The sequence below is a fragment of the Pantoea sp. SGAir0180 genome (assembly GCF_043546245.1).
This window is the reverse complement of record NZ_CP028071.1, coordinates 3,164,320-3,176,675: the sequence shown is the minus strand read 5'-3', so window position 1 is coordinate 3,176,675 and position 12,356 is coordinate 3,164,320. Positions and strand designations below refer to the sequence as shown.

General features: G+C 53.4%; 11 protein-coding genes. 7 read left to right on the top strand and 4 right to left on the bottom strand.

The genetic code is table 11. The annotated features are described in order from the left end of the window. Positions 1 to 93: 93 nt before the first annotated feature. The 4 genes from C1N58_RS14960 (at position 94) to C1N58_RS14945 (ending at position 4,314) form a co-directional block, all read left to right on the top strand. Positions 94 to 861, top strand: coding sequence for an SDR family oxidoreductase (locus tag C1N58_RS14960; RefSeq protein WP_394549943.1), 768 nt, complete (start codon positions 94 to 96; stop codon positions 859 to 861). A gap of 42 nt (positions 862 to 903) precedes the next feature. Next, the gene (gene idnD, locus C1N58_RS14955) at positions 904 to 1,932 is read left to right on the top strand and encodes an L-idonate 5-dehydrogenase (RefSeq protein ID WP_394550892.1); all 1,029 of its coding nucleotides are present in this window, start codon (positions 904 to 906) and stop codon (positions 1,930 to 1,932) included. A gap of 141 nt (positions 1,933 to 2,073) precedes the next feature. Beyond that, entirely contained in the window at positions 2,074 to 3,471 is a 1,398-nt protein-coding gene (locus C1N58_RS14950) for an MFS transporter (RefSeq protein ID WP_394549942.1), read from the top strand. A gap of 102 nt (positions 3,472 to 3,573) precedes the next feature. Continuing rightward, on the top strand, positions 3,574 to 4,314 hold the full coding sequence (locus C1N58_RS14945; protein ID WP_033740167.1) for a FadR/GntR family transcriptional regulator: 741 nt from the start codon (positions 3,574 to 3,576) through the stop codon (positions 4,312 to 4,314). Positions 4,315 to 4,364: 50 nt separating this feature from the next. On the opposite strand, the gene C1N58_RS14940 is transcribed toward C1N58_RS14945, so the two are convergent. Then, the gene (locus tag C1N58_RS14940; RefSeq protein ID WP_039338808.1) at positions 4,365 to 5,033 is read right to left on the bottom strand and encodes a YecA/YgfB family protein; all 669 of its coding nucleotides are present in this window, start codon (positions 5,031 to 5,033) and stop codon (positions 4,365 to 4,367) included. Positions 5,034 to 5,475: 442 nt separating this feature from the next. Here C1N58_RS14940 and C1N58_RS14935 point away from each other — a divergent pair, with 442 nt between their 5' ends. From C1N58_RS14935 to C1N58_RS14925, 3 genes are all read left to right on the top strand, one after another. After that, the gene (locus C1N58_RS14935) at positions 5,476 to 6,561 is read left to right on the top strand and encodes a serine hydrolase domain-containing protein (protein ID WP_394564891.1); all 1,086 of its coding nucleotides are present in this window, start codon (positions 5,476 to 5,478) and stop codon (positions 6,559 to 6,561) included. A 131-nt stretch (positions 6,562 to 6,692) separates the two neighbouring features. Further along, positions 6,693 to 7,208 carry an RcnB family protein gene (locus C1N58_RS14930; RefSeq protein ID WP_394549940.1) on the top strand — a complete coding sequence of 172 codons (516 nt, stop codon included), beginning with the start codon at positions 6,693 to 6,695 and terminating at the stop codon, positions 7,206 to 7,208. Between the two features lie 152 nt (positions 7,209 to 7,360). Continuing rightward, the gene (locus C1N58_RS14925) at positions 7,361 to 8,068 is read left to right on the top strand and encodes a GNAT family N-acetyltransferase (protein WP_039338805.1); all 708 of its coding nucleotides are present in this window, start codon (positions 7,361 to 7,363) and stop codon (positions 8,066 to 8,068) included. A 21-nt stretch (positions 8,069 to 8,089) separates the two neighbouring features. On the opposite strand, the gene C1N58_RS14920 is transcribed toward C1N58_RS14925, so the two are convergent. The 3 genes from C1N58_RS14920 to C1N58_RS14910 all read right to left on the bottom strand — a co-directional run bounded on the left by C1N58_RS14920 (position 8,090) and on the right by C1N58_RS14910 (position 12,336). Beyond that, entirely contained in the window at positions 8,090 to 8,617 is a 528-nt protein-coding gene (locus C1N58_RS14920) for a coiled-coil domain-containing protein (RefSeq protein WP_253275869.1), read from the bottom strand. Positions 8,618 to 8,850: 233 nt separating this feature from the next. Continuing rightward, entirely contained in the window at positions 8,851 to 11,142 is a 2,292-nt protein-coding gene (gene opgB, locus C1N58_RS14915) for a phosphatidylglycerol--membrane-oligosaccharide glycerophosphotransferase (RefSeq protein WP_394564290.1), read from the bottom strand. A gap of 180 nt (positions 11,143 to 11,322) precedes the next feature. Continuing rightward, on the bottom strand, positions 11,323 to 12,336 hold the full coding sequence (locus C1N58_RS14910) for a capsular polysaccharide synthesis protein (RefSeq protein ID WP_054688182.1): 1,014 nt from the start codon (positions 12,334 to 12,336) through the stop codon (positions 11,323 to 11,325). Positions 12,337 to 12,356: the final 20 nt, after the last annotated feature.

Genomic DNA, 12,356 nt, shown 5'->3' with positions numbered 1-12,356 from the left:
TAGACGCCTCATAACGCATCATTACGTATTGATTTAATCTGCGCGTAAATTCACCTTAATAAGATAGTTGTCATACATATTTAAGGGTGGAATATGACTGCACTGTTCGATCTGACCGGGAAAACGGCATTAATCACCGGTTCATCTCGTGGGCTGGGTTATGCCTATGCTGAAGCCCTGGCGGCGGCCGGGGCACAGGTGATTTTGAACGGCACGCGTAAAGCGGGGCTGGATGAGGCGGTTGAACAACTCGTGGCGAAAGGCTATCACGCCACGGGGCGGGTATTCGATGTGAAAGATGAAGGCGAAATTGAACAGGCATTTGCCGCGCTGGATGAGCAGGCGATTGCGGTGGATATCCTTATCAATAATGCCGGCATTCAGTACCGTAAACCGATGCTGGAACTGGCGCTTGAACAGTGGCAAAAAGTCATTGATACCAACCTGACCAGCGCCTTCCTGGTTTCACGCGCGGCGGCAAAGCGCATGATCGCCCGTCACCAGGGCGGAAAAATCATCAATGTCGGTTCGTTAACCAGTCAGGCCGCGCGTCCGACGGTTGCGCCTTATACGGCGGCCAAGGGCGGAATCAAGATGTTGACCTGCTCAATGGCGGCCGAATGGGCGCAGTTTAATATCCAGACCAACGCGATTGGGCCGGGTTATATCTTAACCGACATGAACCGTGCGCTGGTGGACGACGCCCGGTTTGATAGCTGGGTGAAAAGCAGCAATCCCTCTCAACGTTGGGGCCGGCCAGACGAAGTGGCCGGTACCGCCGTTTTCCTCGCTTCGCGCGCGTCAGATTATATCAACGGGCAGATGATTTACGTTGATGGCGGCTGGCTGGCCGTGTTGTGAGCCTTACTGACCTGCAAAGGGGAACCCATCGTGCATAGCTTAATGACCCAGGCCTGTGTGGCAAAGGGTAAAAAAGACATTGTGGTAGAAGAGCGCGAGCTGCATTACGCAGAGGATGACGTCGTGATAAAAGTGGAGTGCGGCGGCATTTGCGGATCCGATATTCATTATTATCACGAAGGGCGGGCCGGGTTATCCGTCATTCAGCACCCTTTTATTATCGGACACGAATTTGTGGGGCGGATTTATCATGCGCCGGAATCTTCTGCCCTCAAACCCGGACAGAAAGTGGCGGTTAACCCGTCGCAGCCCTGCGGGCGATGTGAATATTGTCAGGCCGGGAAACAAAATGCCTGCCCAACCATGCGCTTCATGGGCAGTGCGCAGTTCACGCCGCATGTGGAAGGCGGGTTTGCACAGTATGTCGTGGTGTCCGCGCAGCAGTGTGTGCCCTACGACGAGCAGGTTCCGGCCAGCGTGATGGCGGTTGCCGAGCCCACCGCGGTCGTCATTCATGCGCTTAATGTGGCAGGCAGTATCGTGGGCAAAAAGGTGCTGGTAATGGGCGCTGGCCCCATAGGCGCGTTAGCCATTGCCGCAGCAAAAGCATCGGGCGCAGCGGAAATAGTGGCCTGTGATCTCAGCGAGCGGTGTCGTCGTATTGCGTGTGAAATGGGTGCCGATGTCGCCGTGGACCCGGCCGATACGGCGGCCATGGCCCGCTATTGTGAACACCGGGGCTACTTTGACGTCACACTGGAGGCCAGCGGGGCAGAGGCAGCCATCAGCACCAGTATCCTGGCGACGCGGCCAGGTGGCACGATGGTTCAAATTGGCATGGGAAAAAGCCCGCTTCATTTTCCCGTCGCGCAGATGCTGGTAAAAGAAATTAGCTGGAAAGGTTCCTTTCGTTTTATTGATGAATTTGCGGTTGCAGTGAAATGGCTGGAAAAAGGCATTATCGATCCGCGACCGATCCTGTCCGGTCAGTATGCGCATCAGGATATTGAAGTGGCTTTGCAGGCCGCCAGTGATAAAACGCAGCATTCAAAAGTGTTAGTCGTCTTTTAAGTTCATTCACAACAGCGCTGTTATTCAGCGTGCAAATAACTTTAATGATCAGGGCGAGTGAAATGCTCTCACGTCTCGCGTGGACTGCGCTCGCCTGTCTTTTATTCACCTGTCAACGCCGGGTTGGCCTCGGGGTAAAACATGAGTCATTCACATACGCGTACAAAAGAACGTAATACGTCTGATCTTGTCAGGGCCTCTGTTTCAGGATGGTTGGGTACCACGCTGGAGTTTATGGATTTCCAGTTATATTCCCTCGGTGCGGCTCTGGTTTTTCATGAAGTCTTTTTTCCCGGGCAATCAGGCGCAATGGCGTTAATTCTGGCTATGGGCACCTACGGCGCAGGTTATATCGCGCGTATTGTGGGCGCCGTCTTTTTTGGCAAAATGGGCGACCGCGTGGGCCGAAAAAAAGTGCTGTTTATGACCATCGCATTAATGGGCATATGCACCACATTAATTGGTGTGTTACCGACCTATCAGCAGGTCGGTATTCTGGCGCCTTTATTGCTGGTCGCGTTGCGCGTAATACAGGGATTAGGGGCAGGGGCAGAAATTGCCGGGGCCAGTACGATGCTGGCGGAATATGCGCCCAAAGGGAAAAAAGGCCTTATCGCTTCCCTGGTTGCCATGGGCACTAACTGCGGCACCTTGAGCGCCACCGCTATCTGGGCCGTCATGTTCTTGTTTTTCACTAATGAAGAGGTCGTCGCGTGGGCATGGCGTGTTCCTTTTCTGGCCAGTTTTGTCGTGATGGGGTTTGCGCTCTGGCTGCGCTTTAATTTGAAAGAAAGCCCGGTGTTTGAAAATGTGGCAGCATCCGCAACCGTTACGCTCCGGTCGAAGAAAAGTCAGTCCATTTTTCAGTTAATTCAGGGGAAAGCGTTCTGGATAGCAACCGGCCTGCGGTTTGGCCAGGCCGGAAATTCGGGGATTATTCAGACCTTCCTGGCAGGCTATATGGTGCAAACGCTGTTATTTAATAAAGCGATTCCCACCGATGCCATCATGGTCAGTTCCGTGATTGGTTTTCTGACGATTCCCCTGCTCGGCTGGCTCTCAGACAGGGTCGGGCGGCGCATTCCCTATCGCATACTGACCGTCGGCTCGATCCTCCTGGCCTACCCGATGATTTCACTGATCGTCGACAAGTCCCAGGCTGTCAGCACCATTATGGTGTGCCTGATCGTGATTCATAACATCGCGGTGCTGGGCCAGGCCGCTATTGAAGGGATCACCATGGCAGAGATGTTTGGTTCGCAAAACCGCTTCGCACAAATGGCGATTTCAAAAGAAATTGGCGGGTTGTTTGCCACCGGATTAGGTCCTCTGCTGGCGGGGATATTTTGTCAACTTACCGGCTCCTGGCACCCGATTGCGGTGATGTTAATCTGTTATTCCTGCATCGGTCTGCTGGCGTCACTGATCATGCCTGAGGTGGCCGATCGCGATCTGACCGCAGAAGCCGATGCGGTGGAGGCACAGTCTGCCATCAGTCAGCACAGGGTGTCCGCGCTCAGCCCGCGTCGCGGCGAATAATGGCCTGTTTTCGAACGACGTGCTTTACGGTGTCAACACAGGACTTTGTCTGAAAGGATGAGATAGAATGGCATCATGTAGGACATCATATGAGAAGGTGTTGTGAGCATAAAATCCATTCAGAAACAGAACGTTGTTAACGAAGTGTTCGAGCAAATCAAGGCCCGGCTACTGGACGGTAGCTGGCCCGCGGGCGCTCGCTTGCCTTCTGAAGCGGAGCTGACACACTCTTTCAATGTCAGCCGGGTGAGTGTGCGCAGTGCGGTGCAGCGGTTGCGTGATCTTGGCATTATCATCACCCGTCAGGGCAGCGGCAGCTATGTGTGCGAAGATTTCACGCCGCAGATGCTGAACAGCAGTGCCAGACCGCTGATGCACCTGAGTCGGGAAGCGTTTAATGACATGATGGTGTTTCGTCAGACCGTCGAGTTTAAATGTGTCGAGCTGGCAGTTGAACACGCGACGGAAGACGACATTACCCTGCTTGAGCAGGCCCTGAATAACATGCTCATCAACAAAGGGGATTACAAGAAATACTCGGAGGCCGATTATGAATTTCATCTGGCGATTATCCGGGCTTCCCATAACAGCGTGTTTTACAACGTGATGAAGTCAATTAAGGACATTTACTACTATTACCTGGAAGAGCTGAATCGCTCGCTGGGTATCACCCTTGAGAGCGTGGAAGCGCATATTAAGGTGTTTATGGCGATTAAAAACCGCGATGCGTCTTCGGCAGTGCAGGTGCTGAATGACGCGATGAAGCACAACGTGGTGGCTATCGACAGGATTAAGAACGGCGAAGGTCTGTCACCTGCGCAGCCAGTTCCCGCGCCGCGTTAATGTCATGTACCTGTAACAGTGAATGGGGCCGGTTACCGGCCCCGGGTGGCTTAGTGCAGACAGCACTGCTTGTATTTTTTACCGCTGCCACACGGGCAGGGATCGTTGCGACCAGGCTGCTTTGCTGCCGTGACAGGCTGTTGAACCTGAGGAATCGCCTCAGGCTGCGCAATCCAGTAATCGTGCAGCGCAAGAGCGGCAGGACGTATGGCATCCATGCTGCTTTCCATCTCTTCCGGCGTTAACGCATCGACTTTTTCGAGGTTTTCTTCCTTGCCATGCAGCGCGATGACGTCCAGTGATTCGTGCAGTTCGGCAGGCAGCGCAGACCAGTCCGTCAGCGCTACGCCGCGCATATAGCCATAGCACCACTCTTCCACCACGGTGAATTCCAGACCTTCCATTTCACGCACGCCAAACAACGGCTCAAATTGCTCCGGAAACTCGGACAGGCGGTCAGCGATATCATTCATATGCTGAAAGCAGAGCTCCATAAAGCGCGTCATTTCGCGCTCATTGCTCCATTTAGGGATATGCTTTTCGCCGCCCCAGAGCGCAACCAGCCAGCGGCTGGGTTCAACCGTTGTCGGGCCTGACAGTACGGCGGTGAGCAGGCCATCCAGTTCGGACACATCAAGAATAGATGCTTCGCTACCGTATTTTTCCAGCATATCATCAAGCCATTGCAGTTCTTTCTCGCTTAATGGACCTTCTTTCATGGTTCTCTCCGGGCGTTTCTGGTTCAGCAGAAAATTGACTGCATATAAAAGCGCGCAGTGTACACGCTTATGGATGCGATGGCAGTGCCATCAGATGCACAACCCAATAAGGCACACGACAGAGGCATTCTCTCTGTCGCTATGTTACTCTCCCGGCCCCGCAAGGCCTGATGCCAGAGGGAACGACAGGCGGAACGCCGCCGGGCAACCGAATAAAGATTTAGCTGACTGTGCCGATATAAGCACAGCGGTATCATCTTGCAGGATCGCGATGAAGCTTTTCGTCAGCGCCCTGATACGACAATAAGACGGGCGCGAGGACGTGACCAGAAAAAAGACGCTCATCCGGACGTTATCCGGCTTGCTGACCCGGTGCGGCATAGTAATACTCGGTGCGATAGGGTTAACCGCCTGCGGCACACTGTCGCAAACGTCCGCCCCCATGGGCGACAGGCTTTATCTGACTCACAGCGCCTTCCACGATAATTTGGATGACCTGGTGCGCCATTACATGCAGCGCAAACAGGTCTCCGGCATCAGCATTGCCATTATCCACAAAAATGCGCCCACGTTGTTCTACAGCGCTGGCGTGACGGACGATGTCCATCGTTATCCGATTACGCCTGATACCTTGTTTGCGCTGGGCTCCTTGAGTAAAGGCGTAACCGCAGAGGTGATTACGCAACAAGTCGATGAGGGACAACTGCGCTGGGAAGATACGCTGGCAACCCTGCTACCCGCAACGGTGGCATTGAGCCCGGATGCCCGCCGTATCACGCTGTTACAACTGGTGACGCACACGTCAGGATTGCCGCGTCAGGATATGGACCTGGCCATGTTTATGCAGTTCATGACTTATCTTCGCACCGGGCAGAATTTTTACGGCAATCTAGACGATGACCGTGTGCTCAGCTATCTGGCCGACTTTAGGGCACCCCGTCACCGTATTCCGCAGTATTCAAATCTGGGTTATGCGCTGTTGGGCTACATCTTACGCACCCGATGCCACTGTGATATTGACAGCCTGGCCCGTCAGCAAATCTTTCGTCCGCTGGGAATGACGCAAACGAGTTTTGTGCCTGAGCGCCTCAGCGGTTTCCCCACGCGGGCGCTGGGCCATGCTGGCGATCAGCCAAAGTTTATTCCGCGCGGCGATATCACACCGGACTGGCGCTTCAGACGTAACATGATGGCTGCAGGCAGCCTGTACAGCAATGCACGCGATCTCAGCGTCTATCTGCGGGCGTATTTGACGCCCGGTCCGTATCCTGAAATCAATCGCGCGTTTGCCGGAGTGAATAAACGCGTGTACCAACAGGGCAACCAGACGCAGAATATCGCCTGGGTAACGGATCGGCTGGAAGGGCGAAACATCACTTACCAGGTAGGCTATATTGGTGGTTATTCGGCATTTATCGGTTTTGACAGAGAGGCTGGCAATGCGATTGTGGTGCTGCAAAACGCGTTTAACTGGAGTAACTACCTGGGTATCACATTGCTGCTTAACCTGGCAGAAAAAGACAGGTAAGGTGTAAGCAGGAGCCGGAATACGTTGCGAATCCTTACACTTACCTTTATGAGTGATGGAACCGTAATCCTGTTCAGATTGTCTTCAGAGTGGTCTACTGTTATTAAAATCAATTCAATGTGGAAATTATTATGCGCAGAACTCAAATTGCTTTAATTTCAGCGGGTTTACTGTTCGGCTCGCTGAGCCTTATCCCTGCTGTTCAGGCCGCAGGCGAAACCACCGACTACGTGCCACCGCCGCCACAGGTTCAGCCTGTTGCGCCGTCTGGCGAGACGAATGTACAGCCAGGCAGTAATGCGGCTCAACCCGAAACGGCACCCGTTCAGTCCCAGGCACCTGCGAGTTCTGACTCTAACGACGGTATTACGCCAACCACGCCATCGCATGCGGAGGGTAATCCCGGTAAGCCGAACTACGATCTCAGCACCATCATCATTGATTACAAAGAGCATAAAATCGGTGATACCGTGCCAGATAAATACCGCAGCAAGACCTATACCATCACGGAGTGGCAGAAACGTAACCTGCCTGCGCCTCAGCCCGGTACGCACTGGGCTTATATCAATGCCAATTATATCCTGATCACCGATGACACCGGTAAGATCGTCATGGGTAAATCAGGCGATATCTTCTTCCGCGGATAAGCCCGTCGCCGGACGTTGGCACGACGCAACCGGAGAATGTGAAATAACGGCCTCGTCACGGGGCCGTTTTTTTTCGTTTTATCAGAGTAAGACTTCTCACCCTCTGCGTAACGTGGCAACGTGTTTTGATTAACCGAAACGCAGGAGGCACGATGGCACAGCACCTCAATCAGTATGGTCAACCGGTAGGGCAATCAATGCCCGACTGGCAGTCACGCCCTTTACCACAACGCGAGATTTTTCAGGGACAGGTCTGTCGGCTTGAACCTTTTAGCGTCGCTGCGCATGGGGCGGCACTCTGGCAGGCCTGGTCACTGGCGGAAGATGGTCGTGACTGGACTTACCTTTCAGATGGCCCTTTTGATGATGAGGCCGCATGGTTAGCTCATGCCAGAACCATGGAGGCGAGTCGGGATCCACTGCATTTCAGTGTGGTTGATCGAAAAACCGACAGGGCTGTGGGGACGCTGTCGCTGATGCGTATTGACGCGGCGAATGGTGTGATGGAGGTGGGATTCGTCACCTTCTCCCGCTTACTTCGGCAGACAAGAATGGCAACAGAGGCACATTTTCTGCTAATGCGTTACGCCTTTGAACAGCTTGGCTACCGACGTTATGAATGGAAATGCGACAGCTGCAATCTGCCTTCTCGCCGGGCCGCGTTACGTCTGGGGTTCCAGTTTGAAGGGGATTTTCGCCAGGCCCGCATCTATAAAGGTCGCACGCGCGATACCAGTTGGTTTTCGATCATTGACAGCGAATGGCCGCAGGTGAAAGCGGGTTTTGAACGCTGGCTGGCAGAGACCAACTTCACCCGTGAAGGCCAGCAACGAGAAAAGCTGGAAACGCTTCGGGGCTGAGATCTGCCCCTGCCTGGTCGTTCAGACAAGCATGTATTTCATGGCCGCCATAAGCAGAGTGGTGGTCATGACCATAAGCAGACGTTTAACCCAGCACATATCGTTTTTTAACCCGCCGACATCCGTCCTGATTTCATCCACATCGGTTCTCAGCGTACTGACATCCATAGTCAGCCTGTTCACATCGGTTTTCAGGCTATTAACGTCTGTTCTCAGCACGCTGACATCACTCTTCAGGCTGTCAACGTCCGTTCTCAGCACGCTGACATCACTCTTCAGGCTATCGAAGTCCGTTCTCAGTATGCTGACATCACTCTTCAGGCTATCGAAGTCCGTTCTCAACACGCTGAGATCGGTCTCCATATTCTCAGACTGCTTACTCAGCCTGAGAATATGCTGGTTATGACGCGTAAAAGCCTGCATGACATCAGCGCGCGAGAGTGCGTTGTCCTGCTGTATCTGCGCAAAAATATCGACCATCACTTCGGCCTGACGGTCATTGATGCCTGCCCGTTGCAGACGTTTAAACGCTTTATGTGTATTCATCATTGCGGTCGCCATTCATGCCTCTTCCCGTTTCATCACACCGTGATGGCATCATGACAGGCAAGCCGAAACAGTCACAGTACAGAGGCAACATCTTGCGGATTAAATCCAAAATATCAATTAGTTAAACAGGTAATAATCATTTTTTTGCGTGGCGCTTCGCAAAAAGATGAGCGTTTTGCTGCTGCCAACATCGCCATTTCAATGTCGGCAGCCAACGTCAGTGGCGTGACCACTCAGGGAAGGGGAACGACCTTGAGCTCGACCAGACCAATACCGAGTTTGCGCGGATCTTGTCCGGCGATGTTGTTGAGGTTACTGAGTTGCGGCTCGGGCGGCGAGAGCGTTAACCGGTGGCTTCCTTCAGGATTGTCAAAACGTAGCGTATGGGTAGAGGGAATCTCCCCCAGCGTCAGCAACTGCTCAGTATCGCCCACCCTGACCGGTATTGGCCGGTGGATGTTCGGACCGTAGGCACGAGCGGTGATCACCAGATCAAAGTGCGCGGGCAACGGATCGACAAACTCAATCGTCACGTCGGGGGCAAGACTGGCATTCGACCAGCGTCCCCAACTTTCCTGGCGCGAAATGCCGCTAAACTGCTTCACACTGGCTGGCGCGCCGGGGATCGCAAACAGAAAGCTTTCAGCGTCATAACGAATCGCATTATCTTCGATGCGCAGCTGTGCCACAGCAAGTTGGTAGCGGGCATTGCTGAGGGTGTCTGCCGGGAACCGGGCTTGACCTTTCCACTGAGGCGTATCAACGCGTGTGACGGTGGGCTGACCCGCAGGTTGCCCCATCGCAACGCACCAGTCACCGGACAGTGCCAGAGAAGGTTGCCAGATGCGGCCCATTTTGAAACAGCGATCGACCCAGATAAACTTCTCATCTGCTTTGAAATCGGCCAGCTGGAAACGCAACGGCGCGGAATATTCCCCTTCCGGCAGCGGCTCTATATGTTTATCTGTTACGCGCAACAGAATCGGCAATTTAAAGCTGGTTCCGGAAAAGCTGAAAGTATTTTTGGCCTGATTGATAATAAAACTGTCGATTTTGCTGGGAAAATTCCAGAGCTGAATAATATCGGGCTTCCAGCTTAAGACTTTGGTTTTCATGTCCTCAAACTGACTGGATAACGACACCGCTGACAGACTGCTGCGGCCCAGGCCAATCGCATTATCCCCGCCCAGGATATCCAGCAACGTGGCGCCGTTATCCAGCGTACTGCGTTTCATATCAATCACGTCGGTCTCAGGCCGATCGCCGCGAATCACCATAAACAAATCGTGGCGGGGATGCGTTATCAGAAAAGGGTGCGCAGTATTGTTCATCGCCAGATGATCGGAGGCAACCACAATCACCGTGTCAGCGAACCACGGGGACGCTTTGATACGGGCGATCAGTCGGGCGATATGTTCCTGTGAGCAGGATACCGCGCTGAACGACTGGTTGGGTTTACCCGCATAGCTATAGCTTTTGCGCTGGCAACCGCGAGAAATAAAACCGTCGGGATGGTGCGTGTCGACGGTGAGCGCAAACAGCGCAAACCGTTTTTGCTGGCGTGACAGCGAGGCATAAGTGTCGTAAACCTTATCCAGCACCGTGTCGTCATAATATCCCCAGTTATTGCGGTACGTGGGATCGCGCACCTGGTCTTTTAGCTCCTGTGCACCGTACATATGTGCGGCATCGAAACCGTGGGAATGCAAAAAGACATCTTTGCCTGCAAAGCGTAAATCGGCCCCCTGAATAAACCAGTTCTCATAGCCCGAGTTCTTCAGGATATCGCCCAGGCAGATATTTTGTGGATAAAAGCTGGAAAGGGAAGCGGAGGCATTGCCGTCGAAAGGGGCAAAAAGGGGAATGCCGCATTGCGATGCGACCATACCGGCAATGGTGTAATCCGTGCCGGGCAGTTGTTCGGTCTGACTGAAGTCCAGGCTTTGCTCTTTCTCGCGATTCAATTCGGGGGCCAGACCCGGAAAGGCCATCTGGTCGAAATAGGTGCGCTCCAGGCTTTCAGCGTAGATATACACGACATTAAGCGCAGGCCGCTCAATGCGGTTCTTCGGTACCTTATAAACGGTGTCGAAGTCAGAGTCGTCCCGCAGTGAGTAAGAGGTGATCAGTGTGCTGACCTGATGAAAAGCCGGCGTGGTCTGCACCGCACCGGCGGCGCAGATAAATGCGACCAGGCTCCAGCCAGGGTGAAAAGGGCGCTTACTGCGTCGGAGCAGCCATGATAAGGCGCAAAAGAGTAAAAACAGCACGATGAGCAGGCCAAGACCGGGCACAACATATTTGCTCAGGCCCGCACCGGTCAGGCTGTTTGTCAGTGTATACACCACGGCATCGGTAATGCCCTCGCCCGTAAAATAATTGCTGGCAAACAGCGTGGCATTCAGCACGACAAACAGCATGAGCAACACCAGGACGAGGCAAAACCAGATTCTGTTTCGGCCTGCTTTACAGGAATAAACAGCAATCGCGGTCAGAAAAAGGAGCACTGACACGAATTCGGGCAACGTCACATCCTCTTATTATGTGAACCTGTCTCTTCTAAGGGGGACATTTTCATTAAATTGCGGCTCAATCTAGCTTGGCTGTCATCGGGCTGCAACCTGTCTGCCGCCATTTTGGCGGCAGATTCACATTGCCAACAGATAAAAACACGCCATAGCGAATGCTGAAGAACCCGTGACGGATTACGCGCGTTGCTCCTGGGGGGCCAGCAGTCTGGCGGGCGACGACAGAGTTTGATGCATGACTTCACCTATCAGGCTGGAGCGATTGTAAAAGCGCAGCTTAAGGTTGAAATCAAGATGTGTGCGTTCGCGGGCACTCAGTTTGATCACCGGAGGAGGCGTCAGAGGACGTTGCTGGAATAAAACAGAGCGGACAAACGCCGTGCTGTTACCGGCATCAACCCTGTGATAATACCCGGCGCTCGCTTCGGCTTTACGCAAAAGAAAATTGACCCGACGATGTTCGTCCATCGCCAGCTGGTGGGCCAGGGACGGCAGCTCACTATCAGGATGGCTGAGGTTTTGTCTCAGCGCAGGGAAGTCACTGCGTTTCTTTAACTCCAGCAGGTAGTTATGCATACCGACATATTTTACCGGTGCCAGTTGTTTGAGCCATTCCCGGATAAACGGGTTTTGGACGGGCGCAGCGAGAACGCTGGTATCAATTACCGGCCTGAGTGAATGACAGGTGGATTCCTGGCGGTAATAGCCGATCAAATCCCTGGGGCTGAGGCTGTGGGCCTGATGTATCCACGCCAGATCTTCAAACAGTAAGGTATGACAATCAATGCTGATGCCGCCATAACGGAGCAGCAGTTCCAGCCGGATGATGTCGTTTTTCAGCGCCTGCGTCAGATCTGAAGAGATGAACTGCAACTCAGGCAGCCAATGACTCAGCGTTTGCGGAGTCACCAGATGAACATCATGATCCGGATTATCGCGACGAAGTTTGCGAATTGTTAAGGCGACAGAGGCAGGTAACCGCTCGCCAGGCCAATAGAGCCAGACCGTTCTGGCAATGGCAGGCAGTGACTTAGGCACCGCGGTCAGTTCCACATCGTGTTCAAGGCCAGGATCATATTCTGGCGCACTGAGTGCACGGTGCTGTTTCATCGTCAGCAGCATACGGCTGGTGAAGGCGAGTTTTTCCCAATGGCGCCAGAGCGGAAGCAAAGAACGGCGATGCGAAGTCATATTTCACCTGTTATTTTGGT